This is a genomic window from Pseudomonas sp. Q2-TVG4-2, from assembly GCF_013620795.1.
GTDB lineage: Bacteria > Pseudomonadota > Gammaproteobacteria > Pseudomonadales > Pseudomonadaceae > Stutzerimonas.
The window spans coordinates 556333-573667 of the sequence record NZ_LGLW01000001.1; the positions used below are offsets into that span (position 1 = coordinate 556333).

The window sequence follows — 17335 nt, forward strand, 5'->3', positions numbered from 1 at the left end:
TCAGCGGAAGGATCACGCGCGCTCTGATGGCCTCACGCGCTCGTTGCATAGCCAAGCGTTGAGCCTAGCGCTCATTCCGAAGGCTAATCCGATGTGGACGACGATCGGCGCTTTTGTGGGGTCTTCTGCGGTTCGGCCCCGCCTGTTTTCAAGGCAATCCAGGTTGGTGCATGGTCGCTGGCGCGGTCCTGATCCCGTACCCAGCGATCCACCCCAGCATCGAGCAAACGTGGCGCCAGATCGGCACTGAGCAGCAGATGATCGATACGCAGGCCGGAATTCTTCTGCCAGTGCTGACGGAAGTAATCCCAGAAAGTGTAGATGCGCTCGTCCGGATATCTGGCGCGTAGCGCATCGGTCCAGCCCTGACTCAGAAGGCGTTGGTAGCACTCACGGCTCTCCGGCTGCAGCAGCGCGTCCTTTGTCCAAGAGCGCGGGTTGTAGATATCTTCGTCGGTAGGCACCACGTTGTAATCGCCTGCCAGTACTACCGGGTGGCCATGGTTGTACAGCCCCGCCGCATGCTCGATCAAGCGCTCGAACCAGGCCAGTTTGTAATCGAATTTCGGCCCCGGCTGGGGATTGCCATTGGGCAGGTAAAGACAAGCGACGATGATGCCGTGCGCCGCGGCTTCCAGGTAACGGCTATGGCTATCGTCCGGATCGCCGGGCAAGCCTCGGCGGATCTCTAGCGGATCGTCACCGCGCGATAGGATCGCCACGCCGTTCCAGGATTTCTGCCCGTGCCAGATCGCTCCGTATCCGGCGGCGCGGATGTCATCGATGGGGAAGTCGGCATCCTGCGCCTTCAGCTCCTGCAGGCAGACCACGTCCGGCTGCTCGCGCTCCAGCCATTCGAGCAGATTGCTCCGACGCGCGCGGATACCGTTGATGTTGAAGGTCGCAATTTTCAGGGAATCCACAGGTCGCCTCGCACCGGTACATGTCCCTTGTTGTGACTCGCCTCGGCATGGCGTGGTTCGACGTTTTAGTCACACCGTAGGCTGAAGCGGAGCGCCGCTCGGCCCACCCTACCGAGATCGGCGTGGTTCGACTCAGCGGGTTTCCCAATAACCGGGCGCGTTGTAGACCGCCTTCAGATAGTCGATGAAAAAACGCACCTTGGCCGGCAGATAGCGCTGCTGTGGATAGACCGCCTGGATGTCGTAGGCCGGCAGCGCGAACTCGTCGAGCACCGTGACCAGCTCGCCGCGTTTGAGCTCGGCCTGAATCTCCCAGGTCGAGCGCCAGCCGATGCCGAGGCCCTGCTTGACCCAGTTGAACAACAGTTCGCCATCGTTACAGTCGAGATTGCCCGAAACACGAACCGCCACTTGCTTGCCGTCACGCAGAAAGGTCCAGCCGCGCTGCTGCCCGCCCTGTAGGTTGAATGCCAGGCAGTTATGCCGCGATAGCTCTTCCAGCGTACGCGGCACCCCCTGACGCTCGAAATAGTCCGGCGAGCCACAGATGACACGACGATTGGGAAACAGCTTGATGGCAACGTAGTTGGGGTCGGTCACCTCACCGATGCGGATGCCCATGTCATAACCGTGGCGCACCAGATCGACCACGCTGTCGGTGAAGTTGAACGACAACTGCAAGTCCGGATAGCGCGCCTGAAATGCTGGTGCGTGCGGGCCGATATGCCGCCGGCCGAACGCCGCCGGCGCCGAAACCACCAAGTGCCCGCGCACCGAGGTGCGGTCGTGGCTGATGCTGGCGTCCGCCTCATCGAAGTCTTTGAGCAACCCGCGGGCACGCTCCAGGTACTGCTCGCCCAGATCGGTCAGCGCCAGTCCGCGCGTCGAGCGGTGCATCAGCTTGACGCCCAGGTGCCGTTCCAGTGCATCGAGCCGGCGGCCCATCACCACCGGGGTGACGCCTTCTTTCAGCGCAGCGGCTGCGAAGCTGCCGCTTTCGGCCACCAGCACAAAGCTGTGCAACGTTGTGTAGCGATCCATTCGATACTCCTGATATCGACAGAACTGAAGTTTCGGCCAATTCCGCCTTTCGTTCCAGCCCTGCATGCTTGGGCCACGTATAAAAACTATCGAGTTAACGTAGGAGGAATGATCCATGGCCCGAATGAGAGCAATCGATGCCGCGGTTGCGGTATTGCGCAAGGAAGGCATCGATACCGCCTTCGGCATCCCCGGTGCCGCGATCAACCCGTTGTATTCCGCCCTGCGCGCCGACGGCAGCATCCGCCACATTCTTGCCCGCCACGTCGAGGGCGCCTCGCACATGGCCGAGGGCTATACCCGCACCAAGGCCGGCAACATCGGCGTCTGCATCGGCACTTCCGGCCCCGCCGGCACGGACATGATCACCGGGCTCTACTCCGCCTGGGCCGATTCGATTCCAATCCTCTGCATTACCGGCCAGGCGCCGCGCGCACGGTTGTACAAAGAAGACTTCCAGGCCGTGGACATCGAGTCCATCGCCAAGCCGGTCACTAAGTGGGCCGTGACCGTACGCGAGCCGGCGCTGGTGCCGCGCGTGTTCCAGCAGGCTTTCCACGTGATGCGCTCGGGTCGCCCCGGCCCGGTGCTGATCGACCTGCCGTTCGACGTACAGATGGCCGAGATCGAATTCGATATCGAGACCTATGAGCCGCTCTCCGTCTACAAGCCGGCGGCCACTCGCAAGCAGATCGAAAAAGCCATCGACATGCTCTGCGCTGCCGAGCGCCCATTGATCGTCGCCGGTGGCGGCATCTACAACGCCGGCGCAGAGGAATTGCTGGTGGAGTTCGCCGAGACCGTTGGTGTACCGGTGATCCCGACCCTGATGGGCTGGGGTTCGATTCCAGATGATCACCCGTTGATGGCCGGCATGTGCGGGCTGCAGACGAGCCATCGCTACGGCAACGCCAACATGCTGGCCTCGGACTTCGTCCTTGGCATCGGCAACCGCTGGGCCAACCGTCACACCGGCTCGGTCGAGGTCTATACCAAGGACCGCACCTTCGTGCATGTGGATATCGAACCGACGCAGATTGGCCGGGTGTTCTCGCCGGACTTCGGCATCACCTCCGATGCCGGCGCCGCACTGAAGCTGTTCGTCGAAGTCGCCAAGGAACGCAAGGCCGCTGGCAAGCTGCCGGATCGTACGCCCTGGGCCGCCGATTGCCAGGAGCGCAAGCGCACCCTGCTGCGCAAGACGCACTTCGACTCGGTGCCGATGAAGCCGCAGCGCGTGTACCAGTGCATGAACAATGCGTTCGGCAAAGACGCCTGCTACGTCAGCACCATCGGCCTGTCGCAGATCGCCGCCGCGCAGTTCCTGCACGTGTACAAGCCGCGCCACTGGATCAACTGCGGCCAGGCCGGCCCGCTCGGCTGGACCATTCCGGCAGCGCTGGGCGTAGTCGCGGCTGACCCCACTCGTAAGGTGGTGGCGCTTTCAGGTGACTACGACTTCCAGTTCATGATCGAGGAGTTGGCCGTGGGTGCGCAGTTCAAGCTGCCCTACATCCACATCCTGGTGAACAACGCCTATCTCGGCCTGATCCGCCAGGCGCAGCGCGGCTTCGAGATGGATTACTGCGTGCAGCTGGGCTTCGAGAACATCAATGCCGAGCAACAGGGCATGGAAGGCTACGGCGTCGATCACGTCGCCGTGGTCGAGGGTCTTGGCTGCAAGGCAATCCGCGTGTTCAAGCAGGAAGACCTGCGCCCGGCCATCGAACAGGCTCAGGCCTGGATGGCCGAGTACCAGGTGCCGGTGGTGATCGAGGTGATTCTCGAGCGCGTAACCAACATTGCCATGGGCACAGAGATCGACGCCATCAACGAATTCGAGGCGCTGGCCGAAGGCCGAGAAGATGCACCGACCGCGGTCGGGCTGTTGGATTGATTCAACCGTAACCAAACGCGTGGAAGACGCTTCGCGGTCTTCCACCCTACCAAGTGAACGTAGGGTGGATGTCGCGAAGCACATCCACCAATTGTCCGTACAGACAAGGAGATTCACCCATGCCCCGTTTTGCCGCCAACCTGTCCATGCTGTTCACCGAGATGGACTTCCTCGACCGCTTCGCCGCTGCTGCCGAAGCCGGCTTCAGCGGTGTCGAGTATCTGTTCCCTTACGACTATCCGGCCGAGGAAATCAAGGCACGGCTGGACGCCAACGGGCTGACTCAGGTGCTGTTCAATCTGCCAGCCGGTGACTGGGCCAACGGCGACCGCGGCATCGCCTGCGATCCAGAGCGGGTCGAGGAATTCCGCACCGGTGTCGACCAGGCTATCGCCTACGCCAAGGTGCTGGGCAACACGCAGGTGAACTGCCTCGCCGGCATCGCGCCCAAAGGCGCCGACCTCGGCAAGCTGGAGATGACCTTCGTGGAGAACTTGCGCTATGCCGCCGAGAAGCTCGAAGCCGAAGGCATCCGCCTGGTCATGGAGATGATCAACACCCGCGACATTCCCCGCTTCTTCCTCAATAACACCTCGCAGGCGCTGGAGATCCGCGCCAAGGTCGGCAGCTCCAACCTGTTCCTGCAGTACGACGTCTATCACATGCAGATAATGGAAGGAGACCTGGCGCGGACCATCGAAACCAACCTGGCGGCGATCAACCACGTGCAGCTGGCAGACAACCCTGGTCGTAACGAACCGGGCACCGGCGAAATCAACTACCGCTTCGTATTCGAGCACCTGGACCGCATTGGTTACCAGGGCTGGGTCGGCTGCGAATACAAACCGGCCACCACCACCGAAGCCGGCCTGGGCTGGCTGAAAACGCACAACGCGATCTAAGCGAACGACTGATAGATAGAAGGAGAATTCTCATGGCTAAAATCGGATTCATCGGCACCGGCATCATGGGCCTGCCCATGGCTCAGAACCTGCAGAAAGCCGGTCACGACCTCTTCCTGTCCGAGCATCACGACCCGGCTCCGGCCGCGCTGATCGAAGCAGGCGCCGTGGCCCTGGGCAACCCGAAGGAAGTCGCGCAAGAGGCTGAGTTCATCATCATCATGGTGCCCGACACCCCTCAGGTCGAAGACGTGCTGTTCCGCGAGAATGGCATCGCCGAAGGTGTCGGCCCGAACAAGGTGGTTATCGACATGAGCTCGATCTCCCCCAGCGCCACCAAGCAGTTTGCCGAGAAGATCAACGCCAGCGGCGCGCAGTACCTCGACGCTCCGGTATCCGGCGGTGAAGTCGGCGCCAAGGCCGGCAGCCTGTCGATCATGGTCGGCGGCAGCGAAGAAAGCTTCGCCCGCGCCCTGCCGCTGTTCGAAGCCATGGGCAAGAACATTACCCGTGTCGGCGGAAATGGTGACGGCCAGACCGCCAAGGTGGCCAACCAGATCATCGTCGCGCTGAACATCCAGGCGGTGGCCGAGGCCTTGTTGTTCGCCGCGAAGAACGGTGCCGATCCAGCCAAGGTACGTGAAGCGCTGATGGGCGGCTTCGCCGGTTCGAAGATCCTCGAAGTGCACGGTGAGCGCATGATCAAGGGCACCTTCGACCCTGGCTTTCGCATCAACCTGCACCAGAAGGACCTTAACCTGGCCTTGGCCGGCGCCCGCGAACTGGGCCTGAACCTGCCCAATACCGCCAATGCGCAACAGGTGTTCAGCACCTGCGCATCAATCGGCGGCAGCGGCTGGGATCACTCCGCGCTGATCAAGGGCCTGGAGCACATGTCGAATTTCTCGATTCGCAAGAAGTAACAGCTTCGAGCCAGTTGAGCCGAGCCTGCGGTAGCCACCTTCACGGGACCAGACAGAATCGGGTGGTGGCACACCGCAACGCTTGGCGCCAACGACGCTCAGAGGGTTGAACCGCACGTGCGCAACAGCCAGGCTCGCAGCGTCTCCGCAGCCTTGGCCTGTGAACAGGGCAGCTCAACCGCCGCCTTCGGGTGGCACCCTTTCGATCCGCTCGGCAGAAGGAGTCACGGCCCGACTGCCGGGTGGGTCGATTCCAGACCTTAGCGCTTGCATTGTCGAGCCTTAAGGTCTGGAATCGGCTCCAGACCCATTATAAGGAGCAGTACATGAGCCTCGATCCGCAAGCCTTGTTGCGCGAGCTGTTCTCCGCCGCTATCGATGCCGCCCATCCGCGCCAGGTGCTGGCCGACCATCTGCCCGCCGACCGCAGCGGCCGAGCCATCGTCATCGGCGCCGGCAAGGCGGCAGCGGCCATGGCTGAGGCCATCGAGGCCACCTGGGAAGGCGAACTGTCCGGTTTGGTGGTCACTCGCTACGGCCACGGCGCCGACTGCCGCAAGATCGAGGTGGTGGAAGCCGCGCATCCAGTGCCGGACGACGCCGGTGAGCGCGTCGCCCGCCGGGTTCTGGAGATGGTCAGTAACCTCGAAGAAAGCGACCGGGTGATCTTTCTGCTCTCCGGCGGCGGCTCTTCGCTGCTGGCGCTGCCGGCCGAAGGCATCAGCCTCGCCGACAAGCAGGCTATCAACAAGGCACTGCTGCGCTCCGGCGCCCATATCGGTGAGATGAACTGCGTACGCAAGCACCTCTCGGCGATCAAGGGCGGTCGTCTGGCCAAGGCCTGCTGGCCGGCGAGCGTGTATACCTACGCGATTTCTGACGTGCCCGGCGACGAAGCGACGGTGATCGCCTCCGGCCCGACCGTGGCGGACCCAACGACCTCAGCCGAAGCGCTGGCGATCCTTGCACGCTACAACATCGAGATTCCGCAGAACGTTCGCGACTGGCTGGAAGATCCTCGCTCGGAGACCGTCAAGGCGGGCGATCCCTGCCTGTCACGAAGCCATTTTCAGCTGATCGCAAGACCCCAGCAGTCGCTCGATGCGGCGGCGGAGAAGGCCCGTGCTGCCGGCATTACGCCGTTGATCCTCGGCGACCTGGAAGGTGAAGCACGTGAGGTGGCCAAGGTCCACGGCGGCATCGCCCGCCAGGTAGTGCTGCATGGCCAGCCGATCACCCCGCCTTGCGTAATCCTTTCGGGTGGCGAAACCACGGTGACAGTGCGTGGGAATGGCCGTGGTGGTCGCAATGCCGAATTTCTTCTGAGCCTCACGGAAAACTTGCAAGGCCTGTCCAACGTCTACGCGCTGGCGGGCGACACCGATGGCATCGACGGTTCGGAAGACAACGCCGGCGCGCTGATGACCCCGGACAGCTTCGCCCGCGCCGAAGCCCTCGGCCTGAAAGCTGCCGACGAGTTGGCCAACAACAATGGCTACGGTTATTTCGAGGCGCTTGACGCCCTGTTGATGACCGGCCCGACGCGCACCAACGTCAACGACTTCCGCGCCATCCTGATCCTGCCGTCGCCCCGCTAGTGGCGCGGCAGCCGCGCGAGGCTGCTAAACGTGCCTGCCTCGCGCGCTGCTACGCGCGTCTGCTGCGCGCGTTTTCTAACAACAACTGCCGATAGAGCCTGCCATGACACCCGACAAGAAGGTCAAGATCCTCGCCACCCTCGGACCGGCTACTCGCAGCATCGATGATGTTCGCGAGCTGGTGGAGAATGGCGTCAACCTGTTCCGCCTCAACTTCAGCCACGGCGAGCACGCCGACCACGCCGAACGCTTCACCTGGATCCGTGAGGTCGAGCGCCAGCTCAATCAACCGATCGGTATTCTCATGGACCTGCAGGGTCCCAAGTTGCGCGTAGGTCGTTTTGCCGAAGGCAAGGTGAATCTGGCTCGCGGCCAAACCCTGCGGCTCGACCTCGACCCGACGCCGGGCGACAGCACGCGGGTCAACCTGCCGCATCCTGAGATCATCGATGCGCTGCAGCCGGGCATGAGCCTGCTGGTGGATGACGGGCGGCTACGCCTGACCGTCATCGCCAAGCATGCCGATGCCATCGACACGCGCGTGGTAGCCGGCGGCGAGCTGTCCGACCGTAAAGGTGTCAACGTGCCCGAAGCGGTGCTGGAGCTCAGTCCGCTGACCGACAAGGATCGCCGTGACCTGGCTTTTGGGCTCGAACTGGGCGTCGACTGGGTAGCGCTGTCGTTCGTTCAGCGACCGGAGGACATTCATGAAGCACGCGAGCTGATCGGCAACCGCGCCTTTTTGATGGCCAAGATCGAAAAGCCCTCGGCCGTGCAGCATTTGCGGGAAATCGCCCGGCTGAGCGACGCCATCATGGTGGCGCGCGGTGACCTGGGCGTCGAAGTGCCGGCCGAAAACGTGCCGCGCATCCAGAAGAATATCGTCCGCACCTGCCGCCAGCTCGGGCGTCCGGTGGTCGTGGCGACGCAGATGCTTGAATCGATGCGCTTCTCCCCTGCCCCAACACGCGCCGAGGTCACCGACGTCGCCAACGCTGTGGCCGAAGGGGCCGATGCGGTCATGCTGTCGGCGGAAACCGCTTCGGGCGACTATCCGCTGGAAGCCGTGAGCATGATGAGCAAGATCATCCGCCAGGTGGAGAGTGGCCCGGATTTCCAGGCTCAGCTGGATGTACACCGGCCCAACGCCGAAGCCACTCTGCCTGACGCCATCAGCTGCGCGATCCGGCGTATCTGTGGCATTCTGCCCGTCGCGGTGCTGGTCAACTACACCGAATCTGGACGCTCCAGCCTGCGCGCCTCGCGCGAGCGACCGAGCACGCCGATTCTGAGCCTGACGCCAAACCTGGCGACAGCGCGCAAGCTGACTGTCGCCTGGGGCGTGTACTCGATGATCGATGCGCCGATGCACGACATGGAACACGTCTGCCTGAACGCACTGGAACTAGCCCGTGCCCAGGGCATGGCCGGCACGGGCGACACCGTGCTGATCACCGCCGGCGTGCCGCTGGGGCAGCCGGGAACGACTAACTCACTGCGGATCGAGACGCTCAACTAGCCGCCCGATGCCTATCCGCCTGCTCCGCACCCGTGCATGCAGGCGGGACGCTACCGGACTCAATTACCGTTCAACCAAGACTCCCGATAATGCGCCGTGCTTACCTGCCGCATGCATCGCATGCGGTACTCAACGGTGTCAGCCAGATATTCCTGCAGGCAAACCCTGTCTGCGGGGTGCTGATACTCGTGACGATCGCCCTGTACGCACCTTCGCTGCTGGCCGGTACCTTGCTTGGCCTGCTCAGCGGAACCTTTGCCGCCTGGTGCCTGGGCTATGCACGCGACGACATTGAGATCGGACTGTACGGGTACAACCCAGCGCTGCTCGGGTTGCTGACCACGCTCGTGTTGGGATCATCGGCGCTGGCGCTGCTATCGGTAACGCTGGCCGGGACGCTCTCGAGCGTGCTGCAAAGGCGTCTGTTGCGGCTCATGCGCGAGCGCGGCGGGCCGGCAGTGTTCACCCTCGCCTTCGTGCTGTTCGGCTGGTTGGTGCTGGCCTTGGCCGGAATGCTCGATTCGGTCGCCGAAGCTCGACTGGCCGAATTCCGGGTGGATGGCTGGGGTGCCCTCGGCGCCATGGCGAGCGGCGTGGGCCAAGTGATATTTCTTGGGGAGCCCGCAGCGGGCCTATGCCTGCTGCTGGCCGTACTGGTTGCCGACAAGCGCGCCGGACTATGGGCGCTCTGCGGATCGGCCGTTGGCGTGTATAGCGCCCTGCTGGCGGGTGCAACGGAGCAACAGGCGCTGGCGGGGCTGGCCGGTTACAACCCGGCGCTGGCGGCGCTGGCGCTGAGCCAGTTGCACCGCTCTGCGTTGATACCAACGCTGGGTATCGCGCTGGCCATCGTTTTCAAAATGGTATTCGACCAGTTGAGCATCCCGGCGCTGACCATGCCCTTTATCCTGGCCTGCTGGGTTGTGGCCCTCGCTACCCAACGGGCTCGGCGCCAGTCCGAAACCCGGTTCGTCTGAGTCTAGCCCTTGGTTGCGCGCGGGTCCTGGTCGCGCGGGTAAGTCCGCTCTTCTTCGATTTGGCCGTCGAGGGTGTGAATTTTCACCGAGGCAGTACGCAGCTTCATGTAGTCACGGGTCTCGTTGATGATGTCCTCCTTGGTTGTGGCTTCGAGCAGCGCCCGCTTATCCCCCTCTTCGCGCAGTACCCAACGATCACCGTCGTGCGTGATGTGGTAGTTCTCCATGCTGCAACCTCCATTGGTCATCGATAGTTAAAGCTATAGAACGCTCGCGCGCGCTGCGGTTCGATAGCGTCTCGCGGCCTCCGCCAACACAAGCGGTACTTATAACCAGAGCGGATTTATACGACCCCGCCTATCAGGATCTAAAACCATGGTGAACGGTCTAGCATTGCTATCGTTCGGCGTCGCTGACGCCTATCTTTTCGACCAGCATCAGACCCTCGGTATGGTGGTCGCCTGCCACACGCTGTGATCCTCGGCCCTACCGCGCTCAAGATCGGCTATGTAATGCCTCTACCGGCTCAGCGCCAGCTTAGTGTTGGCCGCATGAATCATAATGCGCGCTTAACTTGGGCGCAGAAGATATGACGCCGTTACCGTTTCGCTGTGCTCCCATAACGCCATAATCTGATTTTAGTTACGAGAACCATTCGTCTGCCGCTTGTTCTCTGCCGGAAACTCCTGAGACGTAACCAAGCTCTTAGTCTATGAAGGCTGATGTTGTGGTTCAGCCCTATTGCGTCTCTATCCATCGAGGAGAAAAAGACATGGCAAACAAGAATCCCGGCAACTTTGCCAATGATCGCGAGAAGGCGTCTGAAGCTGGCAAGAAAGGCGGCCACAACAGCGGCGGCAACTTCGCCAATGACCGTGAAAAAGCCTCGGAAGCAGGCCGTAAAGGCGGTCAGAACAGCCACGGCGGTGGGCGTAACAGCAACAGCTGATGAGTATCGGCACAAAAAGGGCAAAGGCTAAAACCTTTGCCCTTTTTGTTTAGCTCTTCTCCTTAAGCAATATGAATAAGTTCGGCAGACAGTTTTCCTGCGACAATAAACCGACACTCCCCGGTGCTCGGCGGCTTGAAACTTATTTATATAACGACAGATAAAAAACCCAGCAATACCTAACAGCCGCTGGAGACTAACAAGATGAACAAAGCCGATAAGGATAAATTCTCAATCAACCCGGGTGATGAGGCAGCTCCAGGAACACCCGGTACCGGCGAAAACATCTGCCCTGTATGCAACGGCAGCGGGCGCGGGGACACTGGGGAATGCCAAAACTGCGGCGGCACCGGTAAGGTGATCGAAGGTATCGGCGGAGCTTGATACCAGTCCTCCAGCCGTCAGGAGCAGCCAATGAACGTCAGCATCTTTTCCGACCAGATCATCCAGAGCCTGCTGGATACTGATTACTACAAGCTGACGATGATGCAAGCCGTGCTGCATCACTACCCCAACGCCGAGGTCGAATGGGCTTTTCGCAGCCGCTCCGGGGAAAACCTGGCGCCCTATCTCGATGAGATACGCAGACAGACCGAGGCGCTAGCTGACCTGCGCATCACTCAGGACGAGCTCGCCTTCCTCGATGGCATTCCCTACATGCAGCCGGATTTCATCCGCTTCTTGGGGCTTTTTCGCTTCGACTTGCGCTACGTGCGGGTCGAGCTCGAAGCCGGAGAGCTAGTGGTCTATCTACGTGGCCCCTGGCTCCACGTCATCCTCTTTGAGGTGCCGCTGCTGGCAATCATCAGCGAGGTACGCAATCGAGCCCGCTACCCGGACGTGACCCTTGAACAAGCCGAGGCACGCCTCGAGGAAAAACTGCAATGGCTGCGCGACGAAGCCACCGATGAAGAACTGGCGGGGTTCAATCTTGCGGACTTCGGAACCCGCCGACGCTTTTCCTTCGCGGTACAACGGCTGGTCGTCGAGCGGCTGAAAGAGGGGTTCCCGGGCAACTTCGTCGGCACCAGCAATGTCCATCTCGCCCGAACGCTGAACCTGAAGCCCATGGGCACAATGGCCCACGAATGGATCATGGCGCACCAGCAGCTGGGTCCCCGGCTGATCGACAGCCAGAGCGCGGCATTGGACTGCTGGGCCCGCGAATACCGCGGCGCGCTGGGTATCGCCATCACCGATTGCATCACCATGGACGCCTTTACCGCCGATTTCGATCTGTATCTGGCGAAACTTTTCGACGGACTTCGCCACGATTCCGGCGACCCCATCGAATGGGCGGAAAAAGCCATCGCTCACTACCGCCGCCTCGGCATTGATCCGATGACGCGACAGCTGGTGTTTTCCGATGGACTCGATTTCCTCAAGGCACTTGGCATCTACCGTGCCCTGGCGGGGCGCAGCAACACCAGTTTCGGCATCGGCACGCAGCTCACCTGCGATTTACCAGGCGTCGAGCCGACCAACATGGTGATCAAGATGACCAGTTGCAACGGCCAACCGGTGGCAAAGATATCCGACTCACCGGGCAAGACCATGTGTCGCGACGAGGCGTTCGTGGCGTATCTCAAGCATGTGTTCGGCGTGAACGCTCACTGAGCGCTGACAGATGCTGCCGAGCCACGGTTTCGTTACAAAATGTAACGAAGGAGTCGCATGAGCCTGTAGCGGTCATAGCGCCTTCATGCCTGCGGATTCGAGAAGTTTCGAAAAACAAAAAACCGCTAAGTTCGGCCGCGAGTCACCGTGATGGATTACAGAGCCGGTCAGCTGAAAACCGAAGAGTTCGATTTCGTGGTGGTCGCGACCGGCCATTTCTCCACGCCCACACACCATATTTCCCTGGCCTGGAGCGCTTTCCGGGCCGCGTGCTGCATGCTCACGATTTCCGCGATGCGCTGGAACTCAAGGGCAAGGATCTGCTGCTGGTCGGAGCAGCTACTCGGCAGAAGATATCGGCACGCAGTGCTACAAGTACGGCGCCAAGTCAGTAACGGTCAGCTATCGATCCAATCCCATGGGCTACGATTGGCCGGCGGGTTTCAATGAAGTGCCGATGCATGAACGCCTCGAAGGTAACGTCGCGCATTTCCAGGATGGCACCAGCAAGCCGATCGACGCGATCATTCTCTGTACCGGCTATCAGCATCATTTCCCGTTCCTGCCGGATGAACTGCGCCTGCAGACCAACAACCGGCTGTATCCGCTGGGCATCTACAAAGGCATTTTCTGGGAAGCCAATCCGCGCCTTATCTATCTGGGCATGCAAGACCAGTACTTCACTTTCAACTTGTTCGATGCACAGGCCTGGTACGCGCGCGATGTGATGCTCAGACGCATTCCGCTCCCAGATGCTGCCGCTATGCAGGCAGACATCCGGCACTGGCGTGGCCGCGAAGAAGCCCTGCAGACCGCTAGCGAGGAAATCGACTTTCAGGCCGCCTATATTCGCGACCTAATGGACGAGACGGACTATCCCGATTTTGGCGTCGAGCAGCAGGGCGAGCTGTTCAAACAATGGAAGCAGCACAAGAAGGCGGACATCATGGGTTACCGCAACCAGAGCTACGCCTCGACCCTGACCGGTACGATGGCGCCTCCCTTGCCCGCGCCCTGGCTGGAGATCGTCGACGATTCGTTGGAAGCCTTTCTGGACAACGATTTCCAGAGAGCCGCAGCCCTGACGGCAAACGAAACCCTCTGATATAGCGTGCCCGGCTGAAGCCGGGCGCTGTCTTGTTCTGAGTCGGCCATTGCGCCCAGCCGCAGCTTCGATTGAGCAATGTTCAGGCGGCACCCTCGCCTTCGGCGTCGGCACCAAAACTGAGTCGGTTGCGACCCTCCGCCTTTGCCCTCCGCATGCGGGTGCAGGCCATTTCGAGCAATCCAAGATGGCTCTCGGCGAAATCGAAGCAGCGCTCAGCCAGACCAATGCTTGCCGTTAAGGGTTGACCATCCGGCCTCAGCGCCAGGCCGCGCTGCACCAGGCGCTCCATCGCCCGCCTAGCCTGTTTCATATCGGTGTCAGGCATGACCACCACAAACGCATTTCCACCCCAGCGCAGCACACTGTCCGAGCTTCGCAGGCTGGCAAGCATGTTCCGCGTGCACTCGCACATCACTTGGTTCCCCGCCTCGTGTCCCCAGGTATCGTTAATCGAACTGAAATGATCCAGGTCGATAAACGCTAGCGCCAACCCCGTGTCGTTGCGCCGGGAGACATTCCACTGCAACTGCAAAATTTCCTCACCACTGCCGCGGGAGAACACCCCGGTGAGCGGATCGCGGATCGTCTGGCGCGCCAGTGCCATGGTGAAAGCGAGCTGGCTCATGCCCGCCAATGCAGCCACCGCAGCGATAAGCAACAGCAGCCAGGCATTGCCAACGAAGTCGGGCCAGTTCAGCGTTTCCCAACTGACGTACCCGACGAGTGCTTGCGCGACGAGCACGACCAAAGCCACCACCAAGCTCTCCGATAACGTCAATGGAAAGAGTGCAAGCCCGGCCATCAGCACAACCGGCAGAACGGCGTACCCGCTGACGAGCACCGCGGCGACCTCGGCGTGCGGGTAGGCCGTGAGCAGCATTTGCGAGGCGAAATGAAAAACCGCCGGAATGACAAACAGGGCAGCGATCGCTCGATAGGCATCGAACAGCGTACCGCTGGCCCGGCAGAACAGCAGCAGACAGACTAACCCGGCGCATGCCACCAACCTGAAGGTCGCTAGCCCGATCCATAGCGGGTATGTGAAAGCCATCAGGTCGATGAGACTCCACAGCGGAATCAGCACCAGGCACAACAAGGCGATCAGTCGGGCCCGGCGGAGGATTAGCGTCGCTCGGCATTGGCTCAACAGAAACGAATGTCCCTGTGGATCGACCAACTGCTTCAAGTCGTTCCGGTCGAACTCACCGGGGAGCAGGGAGGCCAGGCGATTCAGCAGACGATCAATTACTGACGGCATTTTGCTTGAACCCAAAAGAACGTTTGGCCCTGGCAGGGCGCGTGCGGCCCGATAGCAGCATTTGGTATTCCGCATCAGGCACCTGCCAAAAGTGCTTTCGCTGCAGCACAGCCTCGCCAACCAATGACCCGGATTGTTCAAGGCGGCCGGAATAGCGAGTCGAGATACTCCGTTAGCGGCGGCAATCGGCTAATCCATAGCCTCGCGCGAATATTTCTTCCATGTCGCGATCTGCCGCACATAGCGCATACAGCGTCTGCGCAATACCTACGTTCGATCGCGGGGCGAAGAGGACCGACGCAGGAGCGATCAACCGCTTGGCTGGAGAGATAGCGAACTTGTCGACCTGAGTGAATCGCGCTCGGCGAATCGAAATTAGCCGCTACACCTTATATGTAGCGGCTTTCCCACTCCGTGGGGTAGACGAAGCCCGCTCAGCGACGGTCAATCTGCTCCTGCAGATTGGCAATTTGCGATTGCAACGTGCCGATGTTGCGAGTCATCTGCGCGCGGAAGGCATCGAACTCGGACGTGTTAACCCCAGGCGTGGCGGCGGGCCGGTTATCCAGTTCGCTACGCAGGATCAACACATCCTGTTCGAGCCGGCTGATCGCCTGGCTACTGTCGCCTCGCTGCTTCAGCGCGGCGATATCCTTGTTCAACCCATCGATCCGGGCAGACAGCTTGCCCAGCTCATCCACCGATCCCTTTAGACCAGCCACCGATGATTCGAGCGTAGCCTGTTCACCGGCAACCTTCTTGACCGTCTCTGCGAGCGTTGCGGCAGTGTTTTGATGGCCCTGCAGCTCGGTGGCCATGCTCTCGACACGAGCGCCCTGATCGTCCAGGCGCTTATCCTGATTGCCCTGCCTGCCGGTCAGGCTCTGCTGCTGAGTAGTGATTGCCCGCTGCTGCTCCGCCAGATCCAGCACCTGCTTTTCCAGCTGTTTGATACGCAGCTTCAAGGCTTCGCCTTCGGTGGTGACGCTGGATTCGGTCGCCACGATCTTCCCTGAAATGTCCTGCAGTCGGCCGGTAGCGTCCTCGCTAATGCGCGCAAAGCTTTCCTGGGTGGCCACTAGCTGCGCCTCGAGCCTGGAGACCTGTTGCGTGCTCCACCAGCCCAGTGCCGCCAACAGGCCGAACAGCGCCACGATCATGATCCACAGCGGCGCGGTGCTGACGGCACGTCGCTTCTGCCGCGGCCTTGCATCGTCCGGGCTGTGGCTGACCGGCTTGCTGATTGGCTCGAGCTCCGGCGCAGGATAGGGGTCGCGGTCGCGACCGGCGGTCAGACTGGGTACGTTGTCCAGTTCGTCGTGAGCATCGTTGCGCATGGGGTACCTTTGATGGCGCGAAGCGAGAAACAGCGCGCAGTATAACGATTCAGCAGGGCCACATCAGCGGCATCGACAGGCATGAGTCGCACCTTCAGCAAGCGTTTGGCGCCGCAGCGGCTCAAGATCGTGCAGTCCAGGCGATGCTGACGGCGTGCCTTTACTCAGGTGATGAAACGATTCGCGACCTCGGCAAGCAGTCGGCCACTTACCGTGATATGCCTCCATCCGTCCTGGTGACGAAGCCGCCGCTGCCCCTGATCGCCGTGGACGGCATGGCCCATCGGCGCGGATCTATCGCCGCCAGCGCGCCGTGACCTGAACCGTTAATTGATCAGCCACTGCCTCACCGAGCTTGTCAGCTGTTGAGTGAGCTCGGCAAGTAGCTCGCCGCCATTGCGCCAATGATGCCAATAGAGTGGTACATCGATCGGATTGCCGCGATGCACATCGATCAACGCCCCGCTAGAAATCTCCGCACGCACTTGCAGCTCAGGCACCAGTCCCCAACCGAGATCGCTTTGCAGCAACCGGACAAAACCCTCCGATGATGGGCACAGATGATGACTGAAGGCGCCGCTCAGGCCCAACGAGGCCAGATAGCGATGCTGCAATTGATCATCCGGACCAAACACAATTGCCGGCGCGCGCAATAACGCTTCCGCCGGCCGACCATCATTCAGATACCTCGCAATGAACGATGGGCTGGCCAGGGCGCGATAACGCATGGCTCCGAGAAACTGACTGCGCGCACCCGCCAGCGGCCGTTCCACGGCACATACGCACGCGGCCACCTCCCCCGCTCGCATACGCTTGAGTCCTACGTCCTGATCCTCCAGCACGTGATCGAGCACGACGCCATTTGCCGTGCAGAACGGAGCCACCGCTTCGGCCCACCAGGTCGAAAGGCTGTCGGCGTTAAGGGCAATACGCAACCGCTCGGGCAGCCGCCCTTCGCTCAGCTCCGGCACTTGACCTTGCAGATCCCGCTCCAACAGACGCACCTGCTGCACGTGGTTAAGCAGGCGCCGCCCGACTTCAGTCGGCTGAGGCGGTGTGGCACGCAGCAGTACCGGCTGCCCGAGTCGCGACTCCAGCAGCTTGATGCGCTGAGATACCGCCGATTGCGACAGCCCCAGGGCCTGCGCAGCCCGATCGAACCCAGCCTGCTCGACCACAGCCGTCAGAGCGGCCAGCAACTTGTAATCGAACATCAGTTTTCCTTATGTGGCATTACAATATTTCGTTTTCCTTATACGCCGGGACCACCGAAACTGCGAGCCATC

General features: G+C 61.2%; 14 protein-coding genes and 2 pseudogenes. 10 read left to right on the top strand and 6 right to left on the bottom strand.

The features are described from left to right. Positions 1 to 83: 83 nt before the first annotated feature. Together xth and H3028_RS02750 are read right to left on the bottom strand one after the other, a co-directional pair. Positions 84 to 923: an exodeoxyribonuclease III gene (gene xth / locus H3028_RS02745; protein WP_181295531.1), complete on the bottom strand. Its 840-nt coding sequence runs from the start codon at positions 921 to 923 to the stop codon at positions 84 to 86. Positions 924 to 1055: 132 nt separating this feature from the next. Beyond that, positions 1056 to 1964, bottom strand: a complete 909-nt coding sequence (locus H3028_RS02750) for a LysR family transcriptional regulator (RefSeq protein WP_181295534.1) — start codon at positions 1962 to 1964, stop codon at positions 1056 to 1058. 115 nt (positions 1965 to 2079) lie between these two features. Between H3028_RS02750 and gcl the strand changes: the two genes are divergently transcribed. The 6 genes from gcl (at position 2080) to H3028_RS02780 (ending at position 9780) form a co-directional block, all read left to right on the top strand. Then, complete coding sequence (gene gcl / locus H3028_RS02755; protein ID WP_181295535.1) at positions 2080 to 3861, top strand: glyoxylate carboligase; 1782 nt, start codon at positions 2080 to 2082, stop codon at positions 3859 to 3861. A 119-nt stretch (positions 3862 to 3980) separates the two neighbouring features. Continuing rightward, positions 3981 to 4763, top strand: coding sequence for a hydroxypyruvate isomerase (hyi, locus tag H3028_RS02760; RefSeq protein ID WP_181295538.1), 783 nt, complete (start codon positions 3981 to 3983; stop codon positions 4761 to 4763). Between the two features lie 32 nt (positions 4764 to 4795). Continuing rightward, positions 4796 to 5686, top strand: a complete 891-nt coding sequence (locus tag H3028_RS02765) for a 2-hydroxy-3-oxopropionate reductase (protein WP_181295539.1) — start codon at positions 4796 to 4798, stop codon at positions 5684 to 5686. Positions 5687 to 6012: 326 nt separating this feature from the next. Next, positions 6013 to 7284 carry a glycerate kinase gene (locus H3028_RS02770; protein WP_181295541.1) on the top strand — a complete coding sequence of 424 codons (1272 nt, stop codon included), beginning with the start codon at positions 6013 to 6015 and terminating at the stop codon, positions 7282 to 7284. Positions 7285 to 7387: 103 nt separating this feature from the next. Next, positions 7388 to 8803 (top strand): pyruvate kinase, encoded by a 1416-nt coding sequence (gene pyk / locus H3028_RS02775; protein WP_168423176.1) that lies wholly within the window; start codon positions 7388 to 7390, stop codon positions 8801 to 8803. An 89-nt stretch (positions 8804 to 8892) separates the two neighbouring features. After that, the gene (locus tag H3028_RS02780) at positions 8893 to 9780 is read left to right on the top strand and encodes an urea transporter (protein ID WP_181295543.1); all 888 of its coding nucleotides are present in this window, start codon (positions 8893 to 8895) and stop codon (positions 9778 to 9780) included. 2 nt (positions 9781 to 9782) lie between these two features. Here the strand turns inward: H3028_RS02780 and H3028_RS02785 are convergent, their stop codons facing one another. Continuing rightward, complete coding sequence (locus H3028_RS02785) at positions 9783 to 10007, bottom strand: DUF2188 domain-containing protein (RefSeq protein ID WP_181295544.1); 225 nt, start codon at positions 10005 to 10007, stop codon at positions 9783 to 9785. Between the two features lie 563 nt (positions 10008 to 10570). Here H3028_RS02785 and H3028_RS02795 point away from each other — a divergent pair. The 4 genes and pseudogenes from H3028_RS02795 to H3028_RS02810 form a co-directional block, all read left to right on the top strand. Continuing rightward, positions 10571 to 10729 (top strand): annotated as a pseudogene (locus tag H3028_RS02795) (general stress protein); the annotation flags it as partial. A gap of 204 nt (positions 10730 to 10933) precedes the next feature. Next, positions 10934 to 11113, top strand: a complete 180-nt coding sequence (locus H3028_RS02800) for a hypothetical protein (RefSeq protein WP_181295546.1) — start codon at positions 10934 to 10936, stop codon at positions 11111 to 11113. Between the two features lie 30 nt (positions 11114 to 11143). After that, a complete protein-coding gene (gene pncB / locus H3028_RS02805) occupies positions 11144 to 12346 on the top strand; it encodes a nicotinate phosphoribosyltransferase (RefSeq protein ID WP_181295548.1) in 1203 nt (400 codons plus the stop codon). A gap of 141 nt (positions 12347 to 12487) precedes the next feature. Beyond that, positions 12488 to 13451: pseudogene (locus tag H3028_RS02810) on the top strand (NAD(P)-binding domain-containing protein); the annotation flags it as partial. An 82-nt stretch (positions 13452 to 13533) separates the two neighbouring features. Here the strand turns inward: H3028_RS02810 and H3028_RS02815 are convergent. The 3 genes from H3028_RS02815 to H3028_RS02825 form a co-directional block, all read right to left on the bottom strand. Beyond that, complete coding sequence (locus H3028_RS02815; protein WP_181295550.1) at positions 13534 to 14712, bottom strand: diguanylate cyclase; 1179 nt, start codon at positions 14710 to 14712, stop codon at positions 13534 to 13536. A gap of 434 nt (positions 14713 to 15146) precedes the next feature. Continuing rightward, positions 15147 to 16049, bottom strand: coding sequence for an ATPase (locus H3028_RS02820; RefSeq protein ID WP_181295551.1), 903 nt, complete (start codon positions 16047 to 16049; stop codon positions 15147 to 15149). 326 nt (positions 16050 to 16375) lie between these two features. Then, the gene (locus H3028_RS02825) at positions 16376 to 17263 is read right to left on the bottom strand and encodes a LysR family transcriptional regulator ArgP (protein ID WP_181295553.1); all 888 of its coding nucleotides are present in this window, start codon (positions 17261 to 17263) and stop codon (positions 16376 to 16378) included. Positions 17264 to 17335 lie beyond the last annotated feature (72 nt).